At 72.6% G+C, this 23,718-nt stretch carries 22 protein-coding genes; 11 read left to right on the top strand and 11 right to left on the bottom strand.

Annotation, left to right across the window (positions count from 1 at the left end):
* Nucleotides 1–180 precede the first annotated feature (180 nt).
* From ligA to ACZ6S6_RS16860, 4 genes are read right to left on the bottom strand one after another with little or no spacing between them, the layout of a single operon-like run.
* Nucleotides 181–2,442, bottom strand: coding sequence for an NAD-dependent DNA ligase LigA (gene ligA, locus ACZ6S6_RS16875; RefSeq protein WP_469706082.1), 2,262 nt, complete (start codon nt 2,440–2,442; stop codon nt 181–183).
* A 30-nt stretch (nt 2,443–2,472) separates the two neighbouring features.
* Nucleotides 2,473–3,498 (bottom strand): methionine synthase, encoded by a 1,026-nt coding sequence (locus ACZ6S6_RS16870; protein ID WP_362962864.1) that lies wholly within the window; start codon nt 3,496–3,498, stop codon nt 2,473–2,475.
* Nucleotides 3,499–3,532: 34 nt separating this feature from the next.
* Nucleotides 3,533–4,222, bottom strand: a complete 690-nt coding sequence (locus ACZ6S6_RS16865) for an SDR family oxidoreductase (protein ID WP_362962866.1) — start codon at nt 4,220–4,222, stop codon at nt 3,533–3,535.
* A gap of 39 nt (nt 4,223–4,261) precedes the next feature.
* Entirely contained in the window at nt 4,262–4,801 is a 540-nt protein-coding gene (locus ACZ6S6_RS16860; RefSeq protein WP_362962868.1) for an LOG family protein, read from the bottom strand.
* A gap of 77 nt (nt 4,802–4,878) precedes the next feature.
* Between ACZ6S6_RS16860 and ACZ6S6_RS16855 the strand changes: the two genes are divergently transcribed.
* Together ACZ6S6_RS16855 and ACZ6S6_RS16850 are read left to right on the top strand one after the other, a co-directional pair.
* On the top strand, nt 4,879–5,214 hold the full coding sequence (locus tag ACZ6S6_RS16855) for a DUF427 domain-containing protein (protein ID WP_362962870.1): 336 nt from the start codon (nt 4,879–4,881) through the stop codon (nt 5,212–5,214).
* A 120-nt stretch (nt 5,215–5,334) separates the two neighbouring features.
* Nucleotides 5,335–6,135 (top strand): alpha/beta fold hydrolase, encoded by an 801-nt coding sequence (locus tag ACZ6S6_RS16850; RefSeq protein ID WP_469706081.1) that lies wholly within the window; start codon nt 5,335–5,337, stop codon nt 6,133–6,135.
* An 81-nt stretch (nt 6,136–6,216) separates the two neighbouring features.
* On the opposite strand, the gene mnmA is transcribed toward ACZ6S6_RS16850, so the two are convergent.
* On the bottom strand, nt 6,217–7,347 hold the full coding sequence (mnmA, locus tag ACZ6S6_RS16845) for a tRNA 2-thiouridine(34) synthase MnmA (RefSeq protein ID WP_469706080.1): 1,131 nt from the start codon (nt 7,345–7,347) through the stop codon (nt 6,217–6,219).
* 61 nt (nt 7,348–7,408) lie between these two features.
* Here mnmA and ACZ6S6_RS16840 point away from each other — a divergent pair, with 61 nt between their 5' ends.
* Nucleotides 7,409–8,077 carry an N-acetylmuramoyl-L-alanine amidase gene (locus ACZ6S6_RS16840; RefSeq protein WP_469706079.1) on the top strand — a complete coding sequence of 223 codons (669 nt, stop codon included), beginning with the start codon at nt 7,409–7,411 and terminating at the stop codon, nt 8,075–8,077.
* A gap of 60 nt (nt 8,078–8,137) precedes the next feature.
* Here the strand turns inward: ACZ6S6_RS16840 and ACZ6S6_RS16835 are convergent, their stop codons facing one another.
* Both ACZ6S6_RS16835 and ACZ6S6_RS16830 read right to left on the bottom strand, forming a co-directional pair.
* On the bottom strand, nt 8,138–8,800 hold the full coding sequence (locus ACZ6S6_RS16835) for a response regulator transcription factor (protein ID WP_362962878.1): 663 nt from the start codon (nt 8,798–8,800) through the stop codon (nt 8,138–8,140).
* Nucleotides 8,788–9,897 (bottom strand): sensor histidine kinase, encoded by a 1,110-nt coding sequence (locus ACZ6S6_RS16830; protein WP_469706078.1) that lies wholly within the window; start codon nt 9,895–9,897, stop codon nt 8,788–8,790. Before ACZ6S6_RS16830 ends, ACZ6S6_RS16835 begins: the two co-directional genes overlap by 13 nt.
* 413 nt (nt 9,898–10,310) lie before the next feature.
* On the opposite strand from ACZ6S6_RS16830, the gene lanL reads away from it, so the two are divergent.
* From lanL to ACZ6S6_RS16800, 6 genes are all read left to right on the top strand, one after another.
* Nucleotides 10,311–13,157: a class IV lanthionine synthetase LanL gene (gene lanL / locus ACZ6S6_RS16825; protein WP_469706077.1), complete on the top strand. Its 2,847-nt coding sequence runs from the start codon at nt 10,311–10,313 to the stop codon at nt 13,155–13,157.
* A complete protein-coding gene (locus ACZ6S6_RS16820) occupies nt 13,154–14,995 on the top strand; it encodes an alpha/beta hydrolase family protein (protein WP_469706076.1) in 1,842 nt (613 codons plus the stop codon). Before lanL ends, ACZ6S6_RS16820 begins: the two co-directional genes overlap by 4 nt.
* A 55-nt stretch (nt 14,996–15,050) precedes the next feature.
* Nucleotides 15,051–15,167: an ALQxL family class IV lanthipeptide gene (locus tag ACZ6S6_RS16815; protein ID WP_362962886.1), complete on the top strand. Its 117-nt coding sequence runs from the start codon at nt 15,051–15,053 to the stop codon at nt 15,165–15,167.
* Between the two features lie 75 nt (nt 15,168–15,242).
* The gene (locus ACZ6S6_RS16810; protein ID WP_362962886.1) at nt 15,243–15,359 is read left to right on the top strand and encodes an ALQxL family class IV lanthipeptide; all 117 of its coding nucleotides are present in this window, start codon (nt 15,243–15,245) and stop codon (nt 15,357–15,359) included.
* A gap of 181 nt (nt 15,360–15,540) precedes the next feature.
* Nucleotides 15,541–17,250, top strand: coding sequence for an ABC transporter ATP-binding protein (locus tag ACZ6S6_RS16805; protein ID WP_469706075.1), 1,710 nt, complete (start codon nt 15,541–15,543; stop codon nt 17,248–17,250).
* Nucleotides 17,247–19,097: an ABC transporter ATP-binding protein gene (locus tag ACZ6S6_RS16800; RefSeq protein WP_469706074.1), complete on the top strand. Its 1,851-nt coding sequence runs from the start codon at nt 17,247–17,249 to the stop codon at nt 19,095–19,097. The genes ACZ6S6_RS16805 and ACZ6S6_RS16800 overlap by 4 nt, the downstream gene beginning before the upstream one ends.
* Here the strand turns inward: ACZ6S6_RS16800 and ACZ6S6_RS16795 are convergent.
* The 3 genes from ACZ6S6_RS16795 to ACZ6S6_RS16785 form a co-directional block, all read right to left on the bottom strand.
* A complete protein-coding gene (locus tag ACZ6S6_RS16795) occupies nt 19,090–20,259 on the bottom strand; it encodes a cysteine desulfurase family protein (RefSeq protein ID WP_469706073.1) in 1,170 nt (389 codons plus the stop codon). The genes ACZ6S6_RS16800 and ACZ6S6_RS16795 overlap by 8 nt on opposite strands.
* A 142-nt stretch (nt 20,260–20,401) precedes the next feature.
* Nucleotides 20,402–20,725: a DUF4190 domain-containing protein gene (locus ACZ6S6_RS16790; RefSeq protein WP_362962894.1), complete on the bottom strand. Its 324-nt coding sequence runs from the start codon at nt 20,723–20,725 to the stop codon at nt 20,402–20,404.
* A gap of 62 nt (nt 20,726–20,787) precedes the next feature.
* A complete protein-coding gene (locus ACZ6S6_RS16785; protein WP_362962896.1) occupies nt 20,788–20,949 on the bottom strand; it encodes a hypothetical protein in 162 nt (53 codons plus the stop codon).
* Nucleotides 20,950–21,065: 116 nt separating this feature from the next.
* Between ACZ6S6_RS16785 and ACZ6S6_RS16780 the strand changes: the two genes are divergently transcribed.
* Nucleotides 21,066–21,692 (top strand): TetR family transcriptional regulator, encoded by a 627-nt coding sequence (locus ACZ6S6_RS16780; protein WP_362962898.1) that lies wholly within the window; start codon nt 21,066–21,068, stop codon nt 21,690–21,692.
* Nucleotides 21,693–21,903: 211 nt separating this feature from the next.
* A complete protein-coding gene (locus ACZ6S6_RS16775) occupies nt 21,904–22,767 on the top strand; it encodes an alpha/beta fold hydrolase (RefSeq protein WP_362962900.1) in 864 nt (287 codons plus the stop codon).
* On the opposite strand, the gene ACZ6S6_RS16770 is transcribed toward ACZ6S6_RS16775, so the two are convergent.
* Nucleotides 22,715–23,707 (bottom strand): helix-turn-helix transcriptional regulator, encoded by a 993-nt coding sequence (locus ACZ6S6_RS16770; protein WP_469706072.1) that lies wholly within the window; start codon nt 23,705–23,707, stop codon nt 22,715–22,717. The two genes, ACZ6S6_RS16775 and ACZ6S6_RS16770, sit on opposite strands and share 53 nt — an antisense overlap.
* Between the last annotated feature and the right edge of the window lie 11 nt (nt 23,708–23,718).

The following is a 23,718-nucleotide window of genomic DNA, read 5'->3' as shown; positions in this document are numbered from 1 at the left end:
CACATCCGGTGGCCGGGCGCCGCGGGCGCATCCCTCAACAGTAGGCCGCAGAGGGCTTCCAGGGGCAGCGGTCTACATCTCTTGCCCGAATGCGAACCGACCCCCCGTCAGCGTCTGCTATGCGCCGACCGGGTGAATCCGGGGCGTACACACCCACGATTCCCCGCCCCTGGGCCGGTTCTACTCCCCGGCCGCCTCCCCGGCCCCCTCTTCGGCCTCCGTCTCGGTCTCCGTCTCCGCCTCGGCCGGCACCGCCGCCTCGCGCGCCGCGTCGGGCCCGTCCGCGAGCAGCACGGCGAAGCCGTCCTCGTTCAGCACGGGCACCTTCAGCTGCATGGCCTTGTCGTACTTCGAGCCGGGGTTGTCGCCGACCACCACGAAGGAGGTCTTCTTCGAAACGGAACCCGTCACCTTCGCCCCGCGGCTCTGGAGGGCTTCTTTCGCGCCATCCCTGGTGTGCGAGGCCAGCGTGCCGGTGACGACGACGGTGAGCCCTTCGAGCGGCCTCGGCCCCTCCTCCTCACCGGCCCCCTCGTCCTCCATCCGGACCCCGGCCTCCCGCCACTTGCGCAGGATCTCCCGGTGCCAGTCCTCGGCGAACCACGCCTTGACCGAGGCCGCGATGATCGGTCCGACCCCGTCGGCGTCGGACAGCTCCTGCTCGGTGGCCTCGTCGATCCGGTCGACGGACCGGAACTGACGGGCCAGCTCCTGCGCGGCGACGGGACCGACATGGCGGATCGAGAGCCCGGTGAGGATCCGGGCCAGCGGCGCTTCCTTCGCCTCGGCGATGGCGTCCAGCATCGCGACGGCGTTCTTCTTCGGTTCGCCCTGCTGGTTGGCGAAGACCAGCGCGGTCTTCTCCTCCCCGGTCTTCGGATCCCGCTTGGGCAGTCCGCTGTCCATGTCGAGGACATAGGCCCGGATGGGCAGCAGCTGGTCGACGGTCAGCCCGAACAGGTCGCCCTCGTCGCGCAGCGGCGGGTCGGCGGGCTCCAGCGGACGGGTCAGGGCGGCGGCCGCGACATAGCCGAAGTGGTCGATGTCCAGGCACTTGCGGCCCGCCAGATAGGCGACGCGCTCACGCAGTTGTGCGGGGCAGGAGCGGGCGTTGGGGCAGCGGACGTCGATGTCGGCCTCCTTCATGGGCCGCAGCTCCGTCCCGCACTCGGGGCACTCGGTGGGCATGACGAACGCCTGCTCGGTGCCGTCCCTGAGGTCGACGACCGGGCCGAGGATCTCCGGAATCACATCGCCGGCCTTGCGGAGCACCACCGTGTCGCCGATCAGGACGCCCTTCGCCCGGACCACGTTCTGGTTGTGCAGGGTGGCGAACTCGACCTCGGAACCGGCGACTTCGACGGGCTCCACCTGGGCGTACGGGGTGACGCGGCCGGTGCGGCCGACGCCGACCCGGATGTTGACCAGCTTGGTGTTGACCTCCTCCGGCGCGTACTTCCAGGCGATCGCCCAGCGCGGTGCGCGTGAGGTCGAGCCGAGCCTGCCCTGGAGAGGGATCTCGTCGAGCTTGACGACGACGCCGTCGATCTCGTGCTCCACCGAGTGCCGGTTCTCGCCGAAGTGGGCGATGAACTCCCGTACCCCGTCCAGGGAGTCCACCACCTTGTTGTACTTGGCGGTGGGCAGACCCCATGCGTGCAGCAGCTCGTAGGCGTGCGAGAGGCAGTCGATGTCGAAGCCCTCACGGGCCCCGATGCCGTGCACCACCATGTGCAGCGGCCGGCCGGCGGTGACCTTGGGGTCCTTCTGGCGCAGTGAACCGGCCGCCGCGTTGCGCGGGTTGGCGAAGGGCTTGTCGTCCGCCTCGACCAGCCGGGCGTTGAGCGCCTCGAATCCGTCCATCGGGAAGAAGACCTCGCCGCGGATCTCGACGAGTGCCGGGATGCGGTCGCCCTTCAGCCGGTGCGGGATCTCCGCGATCGTCCGGACGTTGGGCGTGATGTCCTCGCCGGTGCGGCCGTCGCCGCGGGTGGCCGCCCTGGTCAGCAGGCCGTTCTCATAGGTGAGGTTGACCGCGAGGCCGTCGATCTTGAGCTCGCACAGGAAGTGGTAGCCGGTCGCGCCGACGTCCCGGGCGACCCGCTCGCCCCAGGTGGCCAGTTCCTCGTCGTCGAAGGCGTTGTCCAGGGACAGCATCCGCTCGCGGTGCTCGACGGAGGTGAATTCCGTCCGGTAGGGCCCCGCGACCTTCTGCGACGGCGAGTCGGGCGTGCGCAGCTGCGGATACGTGTCCTCCAGGCCCTCCAGCTCACGCATCAGCCGGTCGAACTCGGCGTCGCTGACGACCGGCTGGTCGTTCACGTAATAGCGGAAGCGGTGCTCCTCGATCTGCTCGGCGAGGAGCGCGTGCCGCTCCCGTGCCTCCGCTGGCACCGCGGTCCGTGCCTCCGCTGGCACTGCCGTCTGCTCTTCGCCGGCCATCGTCCCGTCCTCCCGTTACCCAGTGCCCCGTTACTCAGGGTTGTCTGCGAGCGATCTCGCGGCCCGGCCGCAGTGGGCGAGCGCGGCCCGTGCGTACGCGGGCGACGCACCCGCGAGCCCGCACGAGGGCGTGATGACCACGGACTCGGTCAGAGTCCCCGGATTCAGCCCCAGCCTGCGCCACAGCGTCCTGACACCCATGACGCTACCGCCCGGGTCCGACAATCCGCCCGAGGCCGGGTCGGTACCCGGCACCACCCCGAGGAACAACTGGGTCCCGCCCTCGACGGCTTCCCCGATCGCCTCCTCCTCACGCTCGGTGAGTAGGGAGAAGTCGAACGAGATGCCGTCCGCCCCGGCCCGGCGCAGCAGCGCGAACGGCACCTCGGGCGCACAGGTGTGGACGACCGAGGCGCCCTCGCCCGCCGCGCCCAGCACCTCGCGCAGGGTGGACTCGACGAGCTGGCGATCGACCGCCCGGTAGGTGCGGTAGGTGCTCGCCGTCCTGACCCGCCCCAGGAGGACCCCGGTGAGGGACGGTTCGTCGAGCTGGAGGATCACCCGGGCGCCGGGCATCCGCCGCCGTACCTCGGCGAGGTGGTCGCGCAGGCCCTCCGCCAGCGAGGCCGCCAGGTCGCGGCAGGCGCCCGGGTCACCGAGCACCGCCTCGCCGCCCCGGCGCTCCAGCGCGGCGGCCAGCGTCCAGGGCCCGACGGCCTGCACCTTGAGCGGGCCCTCGTAGCCCTGGGTGAACTCCTCCAGCGCGTCGAGGTCCTCGCCGAGCCAGGAGCGGGCCCGGCGGGTGTCGCGCCCCGGCCGGTCGCTGATCCGCCAGCCGCTCGGCTCGACGTGTCCGTACATTTCGACGAGCAGCCCGATGGTCCGCCCGATCATGTCCGCGCCCGGTCCGCGCGCGGGCAGTTCCGCCAGGTACGGCACGCCCTGGCCGTCCCCGAAGGAGCCGGTGACGGTCTTCGCCGCCTCCCGTGCGTCCCCTCCGGGCATCGAACCGATTCCGGTGGCCGGGCACCCGCTGAACTTGCTCTTCTCGCTCACGCGGGAAGCCTACGGCGGTTCGCCGCCCGTGCCGTCAGCGGCCGGGGCGGACCGTGAGGTCGTTGACCTCGGCGTCGCGCGGCAGGTCGATCGCCATCAGGATCGTGGTGGCCACCGACTCCGGGTCGATCCACCGCTCGGGGTCGTACTCCTTGCCCTCCTGCTGGTGGACCTTGGCCTGCATGGGGCTCGCGGTGCGCCCGGGGTAGACGGAGGTCACCCGGACCCCGTCGCCGTGCTCCTCGTGGCGCAGCGAGTCGGCCAGTGCCTTCAGCCCGTGCTTGCTCGCCGCGTAGGCGCCCCACTCGGCGTGGGCGGCGAGTCCGGCGCCGGAGTTGACGAAGAGGACGTGTCCCTGGGCGACGCGCAGTTGCGGCAGGAAGAGCCGGGTCAGCTCGGCCGGGGCCACGAGGTTGGCGTTGAGCTGGGTGTGCCAGGCCTTGGGCGTGAGCTCGCCGACCCGGCCGAGCTCGACGACGCCCGCGATGTGCATCAGCGAGTCGAGGCGCTCCGGCATCGGCTGCTGGGCGAAGGCCCAGGAGAGCCGGTCCGGGTTGGAGAGGTCTCCGACGATCGTGCGGGCGCCGGGGTGCAGCGCGGCGAGCTCCTTGGCGCGGCCCGCGTCACGGGCAAGGAGTACGAGATCGTCCCCGCGCTCGGTGAGACGGCGGGCGACTGCTGCGCCGATGCCGGAACCGGCGCCGGTGATGAGGTGAGTGGACATGCCCCCATCGTCGCACCCGTCCACCCCGGCGCCGGCACATCACCGCAGGCCGGACCACTCCTCCAGGTAGGCGAGGGCGCCCACCCCGTCCTTCGCGAAGAACACCAGGTCGGTCAGCGGGAGCGGCAGGAAGCCCTCGTCCTCCATGCGCTGGAACTGCTGGCGCAGGCCGTCGTAGAAGCCCGCCGTGTTGAGCAGCACGACCGGCTTGGTGTGCTTGCCGTGCTTCTTGAGCTCCAGGATCTCGGTGGCCTCGTCGAGCGTGCCGGTGCCGCCCACCATGATCACGACGGCGTCGGCCTTCTCCAGGAGGAGCGCCTTGCGCTCGGCGAGATCGCGGGCGATCACCATCTCGTCGGCGTTGGTACGCGCCTTCGCGGCCAGGAAGTCCACCGACACCCCGACCAGCTTCCCGCCGGACTCCTGCACCCCGTCGGCCACGACCTTCATCAGCCCGCTCTCCGAGCCGCCCCAGACCAGGGTGTGCCCGCCCCGGCCGAGCAGTTCGGCGAATTCGCGGGCGGGCCGGGTGTAGCGCTCGTCGAGGTCGGCGGCGGAGAGGAATACGCAGATCTTCATGGCGTCCACGGTAGAACCCGTCACTGACGGCCGTGCCGCCGGGGAAGAAACGGGCGGGCCGCGCCGCTGAGAAAGACATGACTGCCACCCGAGGACATCTCATCACCGTCGAGCCCGGCACCGAGCATGTGCGTGTGGTCCGCGAGGGCGTGCTGCTCGCCGAGAGCCGGCGCCCGCTCGTGCTGCGCGAGACCGGCTGTCCGGTCCGGTACTACCTGCCTCCCGAGGATGTCAGGACCGAGCTGCTGACGGCGTCGGACACCCGCACCCACTGCCCGTTCAAGGGGGACGCCTCCTACTGGTCGCTGCCGGACGCGGCGGATCTGGTCTGGGCGTACCCGGAGCCGAAGGAGGAAGTCGCCGCGATCAAGGACCACTTCTGCTTCTACGACACCGAGGCCGTCGCGTCCTGACCGCCGTCCGGCACCGGTTGACCGGCCGTCACACACCGCCCTGAGCTGCGGAGAAGAGAGATCTCAAAACTTCTTCGCGTCCGGCGATGAGTTTGTGGGCGCCCCGCAGTCCACCTTCACATGGACAAGACTCTCTCCCGCGACGGCACCCTGATCGCGTACTGGTGCCTGGGTGAAGGACCGCCGGTGATCCTGGTGGGCGGGGCACTGGGCACGGCCGCGACCGAGGCTCCGCTGGCCCGTCTGCTGGCGCCGCGCTTCCAGGTCGTCACGTACGACAGGCGCGGCCGGGGCGGCAGCGGTGACAGCGCGCCGTACGCGGTGGAGCGCGAGACCGAGGACCTGAGCGCGGTCGCCGGGGCAGTGGGCGGCCGCCCCTCGGTGTTCGGCGTCGGGACCGGCGGCGCGCTCGCCCTGGAGGCGCAGGCCGCCGGGCTCCCCGTGGACCTGCTCGCGGTGCACGAGCCGCCGTACACCCCCGGCGCCGCCGGTCTGCGGTTCAAGGCGGGCTGCACGGCCCGGCTGCACCGGCTGCTGTCCGCCGGGGACCGGGACGGGGCGGTGGAGCTGTTCCTGTCCGTGACGGGCGTCCCGGCCGATCTGATCGCCAGGATGCGGAGTGCGCCGCTGTGGCGGAGCCTGGTGTCCGTGGCGCACACCCTGGCGTACGACGACGCGCTGCTCGGTGACGGCTCGGTGCCGGCCGAGCGGTTCGCCTCCGTCCGGGCGCGGACCCTGGTGCTCAGCGGCGGTTTCAGCCCGGCCCGCGCACGGGCGGCGACCCGGCTGCTGGCGGACGCCCTCCCCCGGGGCCGCCACCGCACGCTGACGGGCCAGACCCTGGAGCTGGCGCCGCAGGTGATCGCTCCGGTGCTGGCGGAGTTCTTCACCCGGAACGTGTACGTGGGCCAGGCGTCCTGAGGGGGGCCTGAAAGCACTCCGCGCGGCCACGCCCGTACAGGGGTCGGGCGTTGCCGCGCGGGGTTCGAACGGTGGGGCGGATCAGCCCGCGGCGGCCGTCTCGCGGCGCACCGTCGTCGCGATCGTCGCGGAGCCGACCACGCGCGTCCCGTCGTACAGCACGACCGCCTGGCCCGGGGCCACGCCCCGTACCGGCTCGGTGAAGGAGACGCTGAGGGTGCCGTCGAGCAGTTCGGCCGTCACCTCGGTCTCACCGCCGTGGGCGCGCAGCTGGGCGGTGTACGTGCCCGTGCCGGCCGGCGGGGTCCCGCACCAGCGGGGCTTGATCGCGGTCAGCGCGGTCACGTCCAGGGCCTCGACGGGGCCGACGGTGACCGTGTTGTTCACCGGGGAGATGTCCAGGACGTAGCGCGGCTTGCCGTCGGCCGCGGGGTGGCCGATGCGCAGGCCCTTGCGCTGGCCGATGGTGAAGCCGAAGGCGCCCTCGTGGGTGCCGAGCTTGGTACCGGCCTCGTCGAGGATGTCGCCCTCCGCCGTGCCGCCGAGGCGGTCCGCGAGGAAGCCCTGGGTGTCGCCGTCGGCGATGAAGCAGATGTCGTGGCTGTCGGGCTTCTTGGCGACGGCCAGGCCCCGGCGCTCGGCCTCGGCGCGGATCTCGTCCTTGGTGGTGAGGGTGTCGCCGAGCGGGAACATGGCGTGGGCGAGCTGACGCTCGTCCAGGACGCCCAGCACATAGCTCTGGTCCTTGGCCATGTCGGAGGCGCGGTGCAGCTCACGGGTGCCGTCGGCGGCGAGGACCACGGTGGCGTAGTGACCGGTGCAGACCGCGTCGAAGCCCAGGGCGAGGGCCTTGTCGAGCAGTGCCGCGAACTTGATCTTCTCGTTGCAGCGCAGGCACGGGTTGGGGGTGCGGCCGGCCTCGTACTCCGCGACGAAGTCCTCCACGACGTCCTCGCGGAAGCGTTCCGCCAGGTCCCAGACGTAGAAGGGGATACCGATGACGTCCGCGGCGCGGCGGGCGTCACGGGAGTCCTCGATCGTGCAACAGCCTCGGGCTCCGGTCCGGAAGGACTGCGGGTTCGCGGAGAGGGCGAGGTGCACACCGGTCACGTCGTGTCCCGCCTCGGCGGCGCGGGCCGCGGCGACTGCGGAGTCGACACCGCCCGACATGGCGGCGAGGACACGGAGGGGGCGCTGGGAAGTCTGAGTCATAGCTCCACCAGGGTACGGGGCACCGGGAACGGAATGCTCATGGATATGCGTTGTCGCTCACATGGGGACCAAGGGCACGACGGGCGCCGACGGATCCGGCGCCGGCATCAGCCGGCGTTCGGTGCTGATCGGCGGTGCCGTCACCGCGGTCGGCACGGCGGCGCTTGCCCGGGACCGGCTGAAACATGCCTGGTGGCGGCTGCCGGGAGTGGAGAAGCCCCGTACACCGGGCGCGGTGGACTACGCGCGGGCCAAGTGGACGGCGGCGTCCCCGTCGAACTGGCGGCGCGCGGACCGCCCCGACGACTACGGCATCGACCGGGTCGTCATCCATGTCACCCAGGGCAGTTTCCAGAGCGCGGTCAAGGTCTTCCAGGACCCTGGGCACGGTGCGGCGGCGCACTACGTGGTGCGCAAGGACGGTCATGTGGCGCAGATGATCCGCGAGCTGGACGTGGCGTTCCACGCGGGGAACCGCTCGTACAACGAACGCAGTGTCGGCATCGAGCACGAGGGCTTCGTGGACCGCCCGCAGGACTTCACGGCGGCGATGTACGGGGCGTCCGCCCGGCTGACCGCGGCGATATGCGGGCGGTACGGGATACCGGTGGACCGCAAGCACATCATCGGGCACGTGGAGGTGCCGGGCGCCGATCACACGGACCCGGGCAGGCACTGGGACTGGGACAGGTACATGAAGCTGGTCCGGGCGGCGGACCGCGCCCGGTGACGGTGCCGGAGCGCCGGCGGTAGCGGGGCCGGCCCCGGCACCGTCACCGGGGCCGCGCTTTCAGCGCTGCGGTGGCGCACCGGAGCGGATGCCCGGGAGGAACCAGCCGTCCTCCCGTACCCGGAGCGACAGGTCGATCTTGGTGTACGTCGGCCGGCCCACCTGCTGGTACTTGTCCTTGACGCGGTCGAGGTAGTACTTCGCGGTGTTCGGGCTGATACCGGCCCGCCGGGCGGTCGCTTTCAGCGTGAGGCCCGAGGCGTACCCGACGAGCACTTCCCGTTCCTTCGGTGAGAGCCGGGGCCGGTCCGGGCTGTAGGCCCAGGCGAACGCGAGCTCCGGGGAGTGCGCGGTGCGGCCCGCCGCGATCTCCTCGATCGCGGCGACGAGGACGGACAGGTCGTGGTCCTTGGTGAGATAGCCATCGGCCCCGTCCGCCATGGCGGCGATGATCCGGTCGCGGTCGGCCACCACGCTGATCATCAGGACCCGGCTGCCGGACCCACGGATCCGGCGGATGTTCTCGGCGGGCCGGCTGCCGTCGCGCAGCATCAGGTCCAGCAGGACGACATCCGCCGGCTCCTGCCACTCCTCGAGCAGTCCGCTCACCGTGCCGGCGCAGCCCACGAGCCGCAGGCCGGGCACGTTCCCGAGCCACGAGCGGATCCCGTCGAGCAGCATGCGGTCGTCGTCGACCACCGCCACCGTGATCACCGCGGCCATCGGAGCTCCACACTGACACCCTCGCCGGGAGCACCGTCCACCGTGCAGTGGCCGCCGATCTCGCGCATCCGCCCGTGCACCGAGCGGGTGAGCCCGAATCCCGGGGCGGCCCGGCCGGGGACGAGTCCGTGTCCCTGGTCGACCACGGCGACGGTCAGCCGGCCGGAGTCGCCGGTGACGGTCATGTACGCGTGCCCGGTCCCGGCGTGCCGCCGGACGTTGTTCAGCGCCTCCGTGACCGCGTCCGCCATGGCGCGGGCTATGTCCGCGGGCACCGAGGGCAGTTCGTGGTACCTGGCAGTCACCTTGAGACCAAGGGATTCCGCGGACCGTACGGACTCCTCAAGGGCGGTGAATATCTCCGAACCGGCTTCCTGGTCGCCGGTCTGCTCGACCAGTCGCCTCAGGTACGCGGCCTCGCGGGCGCAGCGGCGCCGTACCTCGTTCGTTCCGGCGTCGACACCGCCCGCGATCGCCGTCAGGGTCGCCAGCACCGTGTCGTGCAGGGCCCGGTGGTGTTTGATGCGTTCCGCGTACCGCGCCCGCTGCGCCTCGGCGGCCAGTGCGCGGTCGTTGGCCGCGCCGAGCAACGTGCCCTGTCTGCGCAGGTACCACCAGAGCACTCTGGAGATCAGCGCGGAGAAGACCAGTGCGTTCAGATGTGCTCCGATGACCGCCGTATCGGCGGCGACCGCGATGTAGCCGCTCGCATGCGTCACCACCAGAAGCACGATGGCGGTCGCGGCCGCACGCCGGCGCAGGCCGACCGTCGCGAGCGCGGCCGACGAACCGCCCAGCAGCATGACCCACGCGATCGACTCCGGTGCCCGCGCCCCGCCCCACGTGTACGCGACGAAGGGTAATAAGGACCCGGTGACGAGGACGTCCAGCCACACGGCCCAGGGAGCCGGGCAGCCGCGTCGCCTGGTATCGGCGAACACCACGGCGCTGCACGTCAGGGCGGCGCCCAGCATCACCCACTGCACCGGGCGGTGCCGCTGGTGCTGGAGAACGGCGGAGATCCCTGCCACGAGATGGCTTCCGCGATAGAGCGCGGTCGCCAGAACCATGGAGGTCTGCGCACGGTGGAGCACCATTTTCATCGTCCCGCATGCCTTCCCGACCGCTGTCCGCAAGCCCCCTGAACGGGTGGTACACCGGCACGAGACGCGCCTATACCGTCACACATGGAGATCGGGGGGGATCTTCGCGCACACGATATGCACGACTGGCGCATTGTCGCCACACATTGCCCAGGAAGTACGTTTCCTCATCAACCGACGCGCGCCGAGCGGAAGTTGCCGCCTCCATCAGGGCGGTCGGTCTCGTGAACGGCGTACCGGACCCGATCGTCCCCCGGGCGGGTTCCCACGACGCGATCACAACGGCTCACCGTGCCCGCACACGATCGGTCCCCCGTTCCCCTCCAGTCAGTTCTTCTCCAGCTCCCCCGCCATGCCCGCCGGAGTCCGCCGGCGTGCGACGGCGCCGTACTCCGGAAGGAATCTCCGTGGCCGATGACGGTGTGACGAGCGGCGCCCCCACGTATTTCGTGTCGGATACCACCCTGCTGCCCGGGATCGTCGAGGGCGTCCTGCACCGGGCCGACGCGAAGGACTGGACCGTGCGGGCCGGTGCCTTCTGGTGCTCGGTCCGCCCGGACGGGCACGAGTCGGACGAGCAGGGCTGGAAGCTGCACCTCTCCGCCACGCCGCTGTCGGCGGCGCTGGTCCTCGCCGTGGCGAGCGAGGTGCTGATCGGGGAGCGGGCCTCCTTCAAGTTCGCGGGCACCGTCGAACGGGTCACGGAACTGACGGGCCCGCAGGCGGACCGCGGGAGCGGCGGCAAGTTCATCACCGTGTACCCGGACGGACCGGACCATTTCCATCGGCTCGCACGGAGACTGCACGAAGCCACGGACGGCCTGCGGGGGCCTGGCATCCTCTCCGACCGGCGCTACCGACCCGACAGTCTCGTGCACTACCGCTACGGCGTGTTCAACGGTGTGCGGACCATGACGAACGACGGCAGCGTGGAGGTCAGGCTGAGGCACCCGGACGGCGGCCTGGAGGAGGACCGGCGCAAGGCGTGGGTCACCACTCCCGCCTGGGCACCGGAGCCCTTCCCGCTCTCCGTGCCGGAGCCGCCCGCCGCTCCCACGAGGACGCCCGTACCGGCGACCACCACGGCGAAGCCCGCCACACCGGCGAAGAGGACCGTGGTCCTGCTCAACGGCCGTTACACCGTCAGCAAGGCCATCCGGCACGCCTACAAGGGCGGCGTGTACTACGCGACGGACCGGGACACCCGGCAGGACGTGGTGATCAAGGAAGCCCGGCCCCACGTCGGTGTCCGGATCGACGGCACCGACCTCCAGGACACCCTCCGGTACGAGGCCGGGATGCTGGACCTGCTGGCGCCCCTCGGATTCACCCCCCGGGCGGTCGAGACGTTCGCCCAGGGCGGGAACCTGTTCCTGGTGCAGGAACAGGTGACGGGGCAGACCCTGCGCAAGTGGGTGTCCGGGAATCCGTGCCCCGGAATGGCCGAGTTCCTGCATCTGGCACACCAGATCCTCGATGTGGTGGCCGGGGTCCACGGGACCGGCCACGTACTGCGTGATCTGTCCCCCAACAACCTCATGGTCACCCCCGACGGGCGGGTGAGGCTGATCGACGTCGAACTCCTGGCACCGCAGGGGGTACCGACCCGTCGCGGCTACACCCCGGGATACGCCGGACCGGAGCTCACCTCCCTGACCGGGCGCGCGTTCACCACCCCGGAGTACGAAGGGGACCTGTACAGCCTCGGCGCCGTCCTCCTGCATCTGGCGACCGGAGTGGATCCGCTCCTCGCGGCGGACGCCCCGGACCCGCGACCGGCCGACGAGCGCGTCCGGGCACTGGCCGTCCTGGCGGTGGCGGACCGCCCATGGGCCGCGCCGCTGCTCCCGGCGGTTCTGGCGCTGTGCGCCGCCGATCCCGCGCTCCGGTGGGAACTCACCCGGGTACGGGACTTCCTGACGGAGCTCCGGACGGCCGGCGCCGCCCCGGCGGCCAGGAGCGGACGGACCGATTGCGCCGGCTCACCGGATTTACGGATCGGGGCGTCACAGCGGGACCGGCTGATATCCGACGGCCTCACCCACATGCTCCGCACCCGGGGGACGGGCCGGGAGGGGCATCTGTGGCCGCTGAGCGGATTCGGGGCGAGCACCGACCCGCTGAACGTGCAGTACGGAGCTGCCGGGGCCCTCGCGGTCATGACCCGGGGCGCCGCCGCGGCGGGATCCGGCGCCGGACTCCGCGACGGTGTCGCCGAGGTGACGGAGTGGATCCGGGAGCGGCTGTCCGATCCGGGGGCCGGGCGCACAGCCGACGGCGTGACCCTGCCGGGGCTGCACTTCGGCCGGTCGGGTACGGCGTGGGCGCTGCTGGACGCGGCACGGCTCCTCGGCGACGACGCCGTGACGGAGACCGCGATCCGCCTGGCCCTGGACGTCCCGGTCGACTGGCCCAACCGTGACATCTGCCATGGAGCGGCCGGTGCGGGCATGGCCCAGCTGCACTTCTGGCGGACCACCGGGCAGACCGCGTTCCGGGACCGGGCCGTCGCCTGCGGCGAGACGCTCCTGGCCGCGGCGGAGAACGGCCCCGGCGGTGTCATCTGGCCGATACCCGCCACCTTCGACTCCCAGCTCGCCGGCGCTCGCCACTTCGGGTTCGCCCACGGTGTGGCGGGGATCGGCGCCTTCCTGCTGGCGGCGGGCCGGGCCACCGGTCGCGAGGACTTCGTGCGGATGGCGCACACGGCGGGCGACACGCTGGTCGAGGCCGCCCAGGTGGAGAACGGACAGGCCTGGTGGCCTGCCGACGCCAAGCTCTCGGACGCGTCCCGGACCCCGCACTGGTGCACCGGTGCCTCCGGTGTGGGCACCTTCCTGATCCGCCTGTGGCAGGCCACCGGGCAGGCGCGCCACCGGGATCTCGCCGAACTCGGTGCGGCCACCGTGCGCGCCACGATGTGGCAGGCCTCCCCCGCCGCCTGCCACGGGCTTTCCGGGAACGCGGAATTCCTCCTGGACATGGCGGCGGCCCTCGACGAACCGCGCTACCTGCGCTGGGCCACGGAACTCGCCGCGTGCGTCCATACCCGCGCCGCCGTCCGGGACGGACTGCTGGTGGTTCCCGACGAAACGCTGGAAGGGATCTCCATCGGGTACGGCACGGGGCTCGCCGGAGCCATCGGCATGCTGTTGCGGCTGCGGGACGGCGGCAGCCGGCTGTGGATGCCGGACTCGCTCTCGCTGCCCGCCCCCGGTGAGCGTTCCGCCCCCGCCATGGCCGGTGCGTCGTGAACCGGCCGCGCAACCGGATCAGCTTCCGCTTCTCCGCACGGGCGCGCCACGCGGCCTGCCTGGCGGACGTCGCGGACGGCGGGTTCGTCGCGCAGTGGTGGGACCTCGACGGCGAAGCCGGGGTGTGCCACCGGGAGACGGCCACGGCCGAGTCCACGTCCACCCAGCCGCTGCCGACCGACGACGGCCGGCTCCTCCTCCTGCGCAACGGCATCGGCAGTCACCAACTCGTCCTGTGCGAACCGGCCGACGCCGGCCGGACGCAGTCGGTCACGGTCCAGGCGCGGGGGCTGCGGCTGGTCCCCGGCGGGCCGACGGGCACCCTCGCACTGGCCGTCGAGGCGGAGGCGCGCGGCCACACCCGGGTATGGCAGGTCCGGGACACACCACTGCGGCTGGTCCGGCCCGTGTCCCTGCCCGGCCGGACAGCCGGCTTCTTCCCCCTGGACACCACCGGGCTCCGCTACGCGGCCGACCTCAGCCGGGACGGCGGGTGCCGGCCCGTCATTGTGGACCTCGCCGACGCGACCTGGTCCCCGATGCCGGCCCCGGCCGGGGCACGCGTCCACCGGCTCCTGCTGTCCGCACCGGGCTCCGGGCTGCTCCTGGTCGCCAGTGATCGCGGAGGGACCCTGCGCATCGGCCGTGCGTCGGCCGGTGATCCCGCGGATGTGTGTTTCCCAGCCGGATTCGACTCCCTGGACGGGGCCGTGCTGCCCCTGGCGGCGGATCCGTCCGGTGAACGGGTGGCCCTGCGGGTCACCAAGGGGGCCAAGGCGGACCTGGTCCTCTATGACGTGGCCGAGGACCGGTGGAGCCGGACCGGCCTGCCGTCCGGTGCGCTCCATCCCGTGGCCGGCTGGGGCGAGAAGGGGCTACGAGTGGTCTACTCGCACCCCGCCCACCCCACCGGCATCGTCACCGTGCCGACCGGTCCCACCGGCGGGGCAACCGGCGCCGCGCCGGTCGTCGTGACGACCCCTCCCGCCGCCGCGACGACCGGCGCGGTCCTCCCGGCAGCCTCCGGTGCCGGCACCGAGCGGTTCGACACCCCCGACGGAGACCTGGAGGCGGTCTGCCTGGGTGACTGGCGGACCAGTGCGACTGTCGTGGTCGCCCTGCACGGCGGCCCCGAAGCCGCCTGGGAGCTGCGCTTCCAGCCCACCCTGCACCGCCTGATCGAGGCGGGGGCCGCAGTGGTGGCGCCCAACCAGCGGGGCAGTACGGGGTACGGCCGCGCGCACTCCGCCGCCATTCACGGCGCGTGGGGCGTCCCCGATCTGGCCGACATACGCAGCCTGGTCCGCACGCTGACCGCACACCGGGGCGCCGGGGCGGAACCCCCCGCGCTCCACGGTGTCAGCTACGGGGCCTTCCTCGCCCTGCTGGCCGTGAGCGCCGACCCATCGGCCTGGTCACGGTGCGCGGTGGTCGCCCCCTTCCTGTCCGCGGCACGCCTGTACGCGCAGGCGGAGGCGCCCACCCGGGCCCTGATCGACCGGCACGGCCACGGCACCCCGCCCGACGACGAGTTGGGCGCGCGGGACGTCTGGGAGCTGGCCGGCCGCATCCGTACACCGCTGCTCTTCGTCCACGGCGCCAACGACCTCACGGTGCCGGTGGAGCAGTCCCGGCTGCTGCGACAGCGACTCATCGACGTGGGCAGGCGCGAGCACACCGACTTCGACTTCCTGGAGGTGGCGGGGTCGGGACACAGTCCACTGGAAGAAGCCGGTGGCGCCGAACTCGCCGGGCGGCTGGTGGCGTTCCTGGTCTCCGGGGACACCACCGCCCCACCGCCCACCCCTGACCTCATGGCCGCTCACGCGGCCGTGTGACACCGCCGGACCCGGCGGTGTGCGACGACGAACCCGTGACTGGAGGTGAATCACCATGACGATCGACGTCAACGAGCTCCAGACCCTGGACGGCGAAGAGACCGCCGAGCTCAGCCAGTGCGCCGCGACCTGCACCTGGACCTGTTCCTGGACCAGCCTGGTCCAGCAGTAGGCGAAGGCACACGTGAGACCCCCGGGGGGAGCCGGACCGGCCGGCGCCCCAGTACCACCGACGAAAGGACACGCCATGACCATCGACGTCAACGAGCTCCAGACCCTGGACGGCGAAGAGACCGCCGAGCTCAGCCAGTGTGCCGCGACCTGCACCTGGACCTGTTCCTGGACCAGCCTGGTCCAGCAGTAGCGACCATCCCGGGGGCGTGCCCCGCACGCCCCCGGGGCCCGGCCCGGCGAGGACGGCACGAACCGGTCCCCACAGCGCCCCCGTCCGGCGGCGGCGGGCCAGGACCGGTGGGCCGGTGGGACGGCCGTCCGTCCGTGGGGCCGTCGGCCGTCCCACCGGTGCCACCCTCGCGGAGGAAACCATGACGTCCCCCCAACGGCTGCTGATCGACGCCACGTCGTACTCCCGCGGCTGGTTCGTGGCCGCGAGCGCCGCGGCCGTCACCGGCGCCGCCGGCACACTGGCGCTTCCCGGAGTGCTGGCAGCCGCGCTCGACTCGGTCATCGACGGCAGGGTCGCCGCCGCGCCCGTGTACTGGTTCGCCCTGGTGGTGGCCGTCCTGGTGCCGGCCTCCGCCGTGCAGACACTGGCCGGAGGGGTCTACGGCGCGGACGCCGTCGCCGCGCTGCGCCGGAATCTGGCCGGCTCCGCTCTCGACGCCGGCCTACCGGGCGGGCAGCGATTCCCCTCGGGGGACCTCACCAGCCGGCTGTCGGGCAACTGCGCGCAGGCCGGACGGGCCGGACTGACCGTGGTGACCGCCTCGGCGTCCGTCCTGACCTCGCTCGGCGGTCTGGTCGCCCTGTGGATCATCGACTGGCGGCTCGGGGCGGCCTTCCTGCTCGGGGTGCCCCCGGTGGTCCTGATGGCCCGCCTGTTCATGCACCGCAGCTCCGAACTCTTCACCCGCTACCAGGAGGCGCAGGGAAGGATCTCCGCCCTGCTGCTCGAAGCGATCGGTGGCGCCCGGACCATCGGCGCCGCAGGCACCACCGACCGCGAGACGTCCCGGGTACTCGCGCCGCTCCCCGGCCTGTCCGCCACCGGGCTCCGCCTGTGGCGGCTTCAGCGCGACACAGGCTGGCAGGTCGGGCTGCTGCTCCCCGCGGTGGAGGTACTGATCCTGAGCGTCGGGGGCTACGCGCTGGTCGGCGGTGACATCACCGCAGGGCAGCTGACAGCGGTCGTCGGTTACACCGCTGTCGCGATGGCCATGCTCGACCAGCTCGACGCTCTCTTCACCCTCGGCATGGCGACCGCGGGGGCCCGTCGGGTCATCGCGGTCACCGATCAGTCGGTGGCCACCGCCGGAACCGGCTTCTCAGGCCCCGGTTCCCACAGCCGGACGGTGGACTTCCGGGGCGTCACCGTCCGGTCGGGCGACCGGACCGTCCTGGACTCGGTCGATCTCGGCATCACCGCGGGCACGGCACTGGCCGTGGTCGGCAGGTCCGGCTCCGGCAAGAGCACACTGGCCGCGCTGGTCGGGCGACTGCGGGACCCGGACGAGGGCGACGTACTCATCGACGGCGTTCCGGTGACCCGGTTCACCCCGGACGCGCTGCGTTCCGCGGTCGGTTACGCGTTCGAGCGCCCCGCACTGCTCGGCGAGACGGTACGCGGCATGATCGCCTTCGCCCGTCCCACCGCGTCCGACAGCGAGGTGACCGCCGCCGCGCGGGCCGCGCGCGCCGACGACTTCATACGCCGGCTGCCGGCGGGATACGACACGCCCCTGTCCGGGGCGCCCCTGTCGGGTGGCGAGGTGCAGCGGCTGGGGCTGGCTCGCGCACTGGTCCATGATCCCGCGGTCGTGGTCCTGGACGATGCCACGTCCAGCCTGGACACGGCGACGGAGGCCCAGGTCGACGCGGCGCTCGCCGCCGCCTGGTCCGACCGGACCCGCATCGTGATCGCACACCGGGTGTCCACGGCGGCCCGTGCCGACCTGGTGGCGTGGCTGGACGGCGGACGGGTCCGCGCCATGGGCCCGCACCGGGAGCTGTGGGCGCTGCCCGGTTACCGGGAACTGTTCGGCGCGACCGCCCGACCCGTGGAGGAGGACTCGTGACCCGTACCCCGCAAGCCCCGCCTGCCGCTCCCGGCACGGACGCCGGGGCCACCACGCCCGCCCCGCCCGCCGCTCCCGGCTGGCGGATGCTCGGCGGATACCTGGTGCGGCACCGGTCCACGGCCACCGCGGTGGCGGCCTGGTCCCTGCTCGAAGCGCTGCCGGCACTGCTCTCCGGCCTCCTCGTCGCCACCGCCCTGGACCGCGGGTTCCTCGCGGGACGACCGGCGACGGGCCTCGGCTGGCTGGGCCTGCTGGGTGTCACGATGGTGATCCGGGCAGCTGTGACACGCACCCTCACCCTGCATCTGGGCCGGCTCGTCGAACCCCTGCGGGACGAGCTGGTCACCACCGTGGTCGCCGGTTCCATCGACCGGGCCGTCCGCGGGGCCGGAGGCGGTGCGGGTGCCGGGGTGTCACGCATGACCGGCCAGGTCGAATCCGCGCGCTCCCTGGTCTCCGCGCTGCTGCGGTCGGCACGGCAGTTCGGGATCTCGCTGGCCATGGCCTTCATCGGGCTCGCGGCACTGTCCGCCCCGGTGGCGGCGATCGCCTTTCCGCCGGTCCTGCTCACGCTCGTCCTGTGCGTACCGCGGCTGCGGAAGCTCGCCCTGCGGCAGCGTACCGAGCTCCTGGCCGAGGAGCGCCTGGCCGCGGCCGCGGGCGAGACGTTCGACGGGATCCGCGACGTGCTGGCATGCGGTGCGCGCGACCGTGCGGCGGCCTCCGTCACGGCACGGATCACCGAGCACCAGATGGCGACCCGCGCCACCGAACGGACGTCGGCGGGCAACACGCTGCTGGTCTCGGTGGGTTGCCAGCTGCCGATGCTCGCGCTGCTGCTCACCGCCCCCCGGCTGCTCCGGAGCGGCACCCTGACCGTGGGCGAACTCCTGGGCGCGGCGAGCTACCTGCTCAGCGGAATCGCTCCCGCACTGCGCTCGCTGGTGGCCGTGCTCGGCTCCTGGGGTGTGGAGCTGGACACGGTACTGCGCCGGCTGGCGGAGACCGCCACGGCGATCGGCCCCGCCGATCGCCCGTCCGGCCGTACCCCGGCGTCGGCGGACCTCACGGCGGACCGGCTGACGTACGCCTACGGCCCTCATGCCGTCCCCGTGATCAGCGAACTGTCCCTCGATGTCCCCGCGGGCACGCATCTGGTGGTCGTGGGACCCAGTGGTGTCGGCAAGTCGACCCTGACCCTCCTGATCGCGGGGCTGGCCGGTCCGGGCAGCGGCCGGCTGTGCATCGGCGGGGTACCCGTGCACGAGGCCGATACGCGGTGGCTTCGCCGCGAGGTCGTGCTGATACCCCAGGAGGCGTACGTGTTCACCGGTACGCTCCGCGACAACCTGCGGTATCTGTGCCCGGCGGCCACCGACGGCCGGCTGGCGGCCGCGCTGGATGCGGTCGGCGCCACGGAACTGGCCGGGCGCCTGGGCGGCCTGGACGGTCCCGTGGGCCTGAACGGCCCTGAACTGTCCTCCGGCGAGAAGCAGTTGATCGCCCTGGCACGCGCCTACGCCTCTCCGGCCTCGATCGTGGTGCTCGACGAGGCCGGGTGCCATCTCGACCCCACGGCGGAGGCGAAGGCGGAGGAGGCGTTCGTGGCCCGGGGCACGACACTCGTCATCGTGGCGCACCGCATCAGCTCGGCCCTGCGTGCCCGGCGGATCCTGGTGATGGACGGGGCGAGCACCACGACCGGAACCCACGAGGAGCTCCTGCGGTCGTCCGCCCTCTACGCCGACCTGGTCGGCCACTGGCTGTCCGGCGGATCGGCGCCGGACGCCAAAGCGGCCGAGTCCCTGACGGTCGGGGCCCGGCACGGACGCGAGGTCAGCTGAGCCCCGCCGTGCGTGCCCGCTCCACCGCCGGGCCGATCGCCCGCACCACGTCGTCGATGTCCTGCTTGGTCGTGGTGTGGCCGAGCGAGAAGCGCAGGGTGCCGCGCGCCAGGTCCGGGTCGGTACCGGTGGCGAGCAGGACGTGACTGGGCTGGGCGATGCCGGCCGTGCAGGCGGAGCCGGTCGAGCACTCGATGCCCTGGGCGTCCAGCAGCAGCAGGAGCGAGTCGCCCTCGCAGCCGGGGAAGGTGAAGTGCGCGTTCGCCGGGAGCCGGCCGCCGGGGGCCGGGTCGCCGCCGAGGAGGGCGTCCGGGACCTGTGCCATCACGGCCGCGACCAGTGCGTCGCGGAGGCCGCCGATCTCGCGGGCGAAGTCCTCGCGCCCGTCGGCGGCGAGCCGTCCCGCGACGGCGAACGCCGCGACGCCGGGCACGTCGAGGGTGCCCGAGCGCACATGGCGCTCCTGACCGCCGCCGTGCAGCACGGGTACGGGGGTGTACTCGCGGCCGAGCAGCAGCGCGCCGACGCCGAACGGGCCGCCGATCTTGTGCGCGCTGACGGTCATCGCGGCCAGTCCGGAGCGGGCGAAGTCGACTTCCAGCTGCCCGAAGGCCTGCACCGCGTCGGCGTGCATGGGCACGTCGAACTCACGGGCGACGGAGGCCAGTTCCCGGACCGGCATGACGGTGCCGATCTCGTTGTTGGCCCACATCACGGTGATGATCGCGACGTCGTCGGGGTTACGGACCAGCGCCTCGCGCAGCACGTCCGGGTGGACGCGCCCGTACCGGTCGACGGGGAGGTACTCGACGGTCGCGCCCTCGTGCTCGGCGAGCCAGTCCACGGCGTCGAGCACCGCGTGGTGCTCGACCGGACTGGCCAGCACCCGGGTGCGGCGGGGGTCGGCGTCGCGGCGGGCCCAGTACAGACCCTTCACCGCGAGGTTGTCCGATTCGGTGCCGCCGGAGGTGAGGACCACCTCGCTGGGGCGGGCGCCGAGGGCGTCGGCGAGGGTCTCTCTGGACTCCTCGACGGTACGGCGGGCCCGGCGCCCGGCGGCGTGCAGGGAGGACGCGTTGCCGGTGACGGCGAGCTGGGCGGTCATCGCCGCGATCGCTTCCGGAAGCATCGGCGTGGTCGCGGCGTGGTCGAGGTAAGCCATGGTGGGCTCGATTCTACGAGCCTGCGGCGGGGCGTACGGCGGGCGCATGGCGTCCCGGTGCCCGCGCACCGCGGAAGGCGCGTCTCACCCGCCCCGGTCCGGAGCCCGATCCGGTGGGGGGAGCGGCGGGAATCGCGCTCTGTCAGCCGCCGAAGTTCCAGGCGACGACGCCGTTTCCGGTGACGAGGAAGGCCAGGACCACCAGGTCGGCGATGCCGAGTGCGAGTCCCAGCAGGGCGCGGCCGCGGCGGGCGGTGGAGCGGGCCAGGGCGATGACCGCCAGGACGATGGCCGCCGGACCCAGCAGGATGTTCAGCACCAGCAGACCGACGAGACCGAGTACGAACGAGGCGACGGCGAGGGCGTCGGCGTCCCGCGTGGACCGGACGGCGCCGGGGGCGGCGGGGGCGCTCGGAGCGGGGGCGTCCGTCGTTCCGGAGCGGCGGGTGAGTGTGGTGAGTGTCATGGTGCGGACTCCTTCGTGGATGGATGCGGTGGGGGTGACCGGACGGCGGAGGGCGGCATCCGTCACCGGGACCGGCGCTGTGTGCCCGTCCGCTCGCGCACGGCGAAGACCAGCAGCCAGCAGCCGATCAGGGCGCCGAGGACGAGGGTCAGCGGGAGCGGGATCTGCGCCACCGCTCCCAGCACGATCCCCAGCAGGAGCAGGGCGACGACAAGGACGATCATGGCCGGCCTTTCCATAATTGAGAGTACGAGAATTGAGAGTACGAGTGTTCACTGACTTGTCAGTCTAGACCCGGCACCCCTTCCCCGTCCCGGAGAACAGTTGTTTACTGAATGGCATGAGTCACACCGCCGGCATCCGCCAGACCCAGAAGCTGAAGACGCGTCAGGCGCTGCTGGACGCCGCTCTCGCACTGCTGGAGCACCAGAGCCTGAGCAGCCTGGGACTGCGCGAGGTGACCCGCGCCGCCGGTGTCGCGCCCACGGCCTTCTACCGGCACTTCGACGACATCGCCGGGCTCGGGGTGGCCCTCGTCGAGCAGACGCTGGGCAGCCTGCACGGAATGATCGGCGCGATCCTCGCCGAGACCGGCGACAGCGAGGTCCGGCTGGACCGCGGCGTCGGCCTGATAACGCGCCATGTCCGCGAGCAGCCCGCCCACTTCCGGTTCATCGCCCGTGAGCAGCACGGCGGGGTCGGCCCGGTCCGCGAGGCCATCTCCGCCCAGCTCCGGCTGTTCGCCCGGGAGGTGGCGGCGGCGCTCGCCGGAGAACCGGAGTCGCGGGGCTGGAGCGAGGAGGATCTGCTGATGCTGGGCGGCCTCTACGTGGACCACATGGTGATCACCGCGTCGGCGATGCTGGACGCGGGCCCGGACGGCGGGCGGACGGTGGCCGAGGTCGCCCGGCGCCGGCTGCGACTGGTCACACTCGGCCGGCGGCACTGGCTGGACGACGCCTCCTGACCCCGGACGCCCCCGCCAGGGAGCGTGGGCGGCCCCTAGGGTCTTTCGTTTGGATCATGCTGGGCTCGCGGGGGCCGGCACCGCACCTCGCGGCGTTGTCGTCGGTCGCCATGACTCCGCCATGACTCCCTCCTCCGCCTTGCGATGCACGGCACCGGACCCCGCTCCCTGATCCAGCCTGATCCAAACGAAAGACCCTAGGCTGGCGCCCATGAACGCCGACGACTGGGTCCTGGACCGTACGTTCCACAGCTCCGCCGGGGAGGTCCGCTGGGCCGCCCTGGGGCCAGCCGGCGCACCGCCCGTCGTCCTGGTGCACGGCACGCCCTTCTCCTCGTACGTCTGGCGCGGAGTGGCACGGGCGCTGGCCCAGGACCACCGGGTGTTCGTCTGGGACCTGCCCGGATACGGCGCCTCCGCCCAGTTCGAGGGCCAGGACGTGTCGCTCGGCTCCCAGGCCCGAGTGCTCACCGAGCTCCTCGGCCACTGGGAACTGTCCGAACCCGCCGTGGCCGCCCATGACTTCGGCGGCTGCGTCGCCCTGCGCGCCCACCTGCTGCACGGCGCCCGCTACCGCAGACTCGCCCTGGCCGACCCGGTGGCGTTGGCCCCCTGGGGCTCGCCCGCCTACCGGCTGCTCGGCGGACACCCGGAGGTCTTCGGGCAGTTGCCGCCCGAGCTGCACCGGGCGCTGGTACGGGAGTACGTGAGCTCCGCCAGCCACCCCGGTCTGCGTCCGGCGGTCCTGGACCGGCTCGTCGCGCCGTGGTGCACCGAGGCCGGGCAGCCCGCCTTCTACCGGCAGATCAGCCAGAACGACCAGCGGTTCACCGACGAGATCCAGCACCGCTACGGGGAGATCGAGCTGCCGGTGCTGATCTGCTGGGGCACCGAGGACACCTGGATCCCGGTCGGCCGCGGCCATGAACTGGCGTCGCTCGTACCGGGTTCCGAACTGCGGCTCATCGAGGGCGCCGGCCACCTCGTGCAGGAGGACGCCCCGGCCGAGCTGACCGCGGCGCTCACCCGCTTCCTGCGGACTCCCCCGGCTCCGGATCCCCGTACAGCGCCATGACCGCGGCCGCGTGCGCGGCGACCACGGAGCGCGCCGCGGGCGGTGCGAGGACCTCGACGTTCGGGCCGAAGGAGAGCAGGGAGCGCGCCCACTCCACCGATTCCACGGCCAGTTCGGCCCGTAGCCACTCGCCGTCCCGCTCCTCGGGCCGCGGCTCCCCGGTGAGCACCCCCGCGTTCAGCCGCAGGAAGAGGTCCAGCCGCGAGCGGTGCACCCGGACCCGCAGGATCACCCCGCCCTGCCGTTCCTCGACCTGGCGGCGCAGCAGCTCCCACACCTGCGCCAGCTCCGCCCCCGGCCTGCGCACCACCGCTTCCACGGTGAGGACGGCCCGCCGCACCCGGTCCGCGCGGAAGAGCCGGGGCTCGCCGTCGCGGTCGGCGACCAGGTACCAGACGCCCGCCTTCACCACCAGGCCGTACGGATCGACGGTGTAGGCGCGCTCGGTCCGCGTACCGCTGTGCCGGTAGTGCAGCCGCAGCCGCCGGTCGGTGAACACGGCGTCGTGCAGCTCGGCGATGTCGACGGCGGCGCGCGGGCCGCTCATCCAGCGCACCGGGTCGACGAGGATCCGGCGGCTGGTCAGCTCGGCGGCGGGCCGGTGCGGGGCGGGCAGCGCCGCCATCACCTTGCGCAGCGCGGAGCCGATGGCCGTGTCGAGCCCGAGCGCCGCGTGGGCGCCGTCCGCCGCCAGTACGAACAGGGCGCGCGCCTCGTCGGCGGTCAGCCCGGTGACATCGGTGCGGAACCCGGGCAGCAGGGCGATCCCGCCGTGCCTGCCGCGTTCCGCGTAGACGGGGACGCCGGAGGCGGAGAGCGCCTCGACGTCCCGGTAGATGGTGCGCACGGAGACGTCGAGGCGCTCGGCGAGCTCGGGCGCGGGGACCGGGCCGCGGGTCTGGAGCAGCAGCAGGATCGAGAGCAACCGGTCGGACTTCACCGCACCAGCAT

This window comes from Streptomyces sp. NPDC048671, assembly GCF_055587045.1.
The sequence above is the reverse complement of the archived record's forward strand: the minus strand, read 5'-3'. Positions and strand labels throughout refer to the sequence as shown.

Bases quoted from the DNA above. Each gene is read 5' to 3' on its own strand.
- mnmA (WP_469706080.1), bottom strand. From the start codon at position 7,347: ATGACTCAGACTTCCCAGCGCCCCCTCCGTGTCCTCGCCGCCATGTCG.
- ACZ6S6_RS16795 (WP_469706073.1), bottom strand. From the start codon at position 20,259: ATGGCTTACCTCGACCACGCCGCGACCACGCCGATGCTTCCGGAAGCG.
- ACZ6S6_RS16835 (WP_362962878.1), bottom strand. From the start codon at position 8,800: ATGGCCGCGGTGATCACGGTGGCGGTGGTCGACGACGACCGCATGCTG.
- ACZ6S6_RS16815 (WP_362962886.1), top strand. From the start codon at position 15,051: ATGACGATCGACGTCAACGAGCTCCAGACCCTGGACGGCGAAGAGACC.
- ACZ6S6_RS16860 (WP_362962868.1), bottom strand. From the start codon at position 4,801: ATGAAGATCTGCGTATTCCTCTCCGCCGCCGACCTCGACGAGCGCTAC.
- ACZ6S6_RS16790 (WP_362962894.1), bottom strand. From the start codon at position 20,725: ATGACACTCACCACACTCACCCGCCGCTCCGGAACGACGGACGCCCCC.
- ligA (WP_469706082.1), bottom strand. From the start codon at position 2,442: ATGGCCGGCGAAGAGCAGACGGCAGTGCCAGCGGAGGCACGGACCGCG.
- ACZ6S6_RS16850 (WP_469706081.1), top strand. From the start codon at position 5,335: ATGGACAAGACTCTCTCCCGCGACGGCACCCTGATCGCGTACTGGTGC.
- ACZ6S6_RS16865 (WP_362962866.1), bottom strand. From the start codon at position 4,222: ATGTCCACTCACCTCATCACCGGCGCCGGTTCCGGCATCGGCGCAGCA.
- ACZ6S6_RS16775 (WP_362962900.1), top strand. From the start codon at position 21,904: ATGAACGCCGACGACTGGGTCCTGGACCGTACGTTCCACAGCTCCGCC.
- ACZ6S6_RS16840 (WP_469706079.1), top strand. From the start codon at position 7,409: ATGGGGACCAAGGGCACGACGGGCGCCGACGGATCCGGCGCCGGCATC.
- ACZ6S6_RS16830 (WP_469706078.1), bottom strand. From the start codon at position 9,897: ATGGTGCTCCACCGTGCGCAGACCTCCATGGTTCTGGCGACCGCGCTC.
- ACZ6S6_RS16810 (WP_362962886.1), top strand. From the start codon at position 15,243: ATGACCATCGACGTCAACGAGCTCCAGACCCTGGACGGCGAAGAGACC.
- ACZ6S6_RS16855 (WP_362962870.1), top strand. From the start codon at position 4,879: ATGACTGCCACCCGAGGACATCTCATCACCGTCGAGCCCGGCACCGAG.
- ACZ6S6_RS16785 (WP_362962896.1), bottom strand. From the start codon at position 20,949: ATGATCGTCCTTGTCGTCGCCCTGCTCCTGCTGGGGATCGTGCTGGGA.
- ACZ6S6_RS16780 (WP_362962898.1), top strand. From the start codon at position 21,066: ATGAGTCACACCGCCGGCATCCGCCAGACCCAGAAGCTGAAGACGCGT.
- ACZ6S6_RS16805 (WP_469706075.1), top strand. From the start codon at position 15,541: ATGACGTCCCCCCAACGGCTGCTGATCGACGCCACGTCGTACTCCCGC.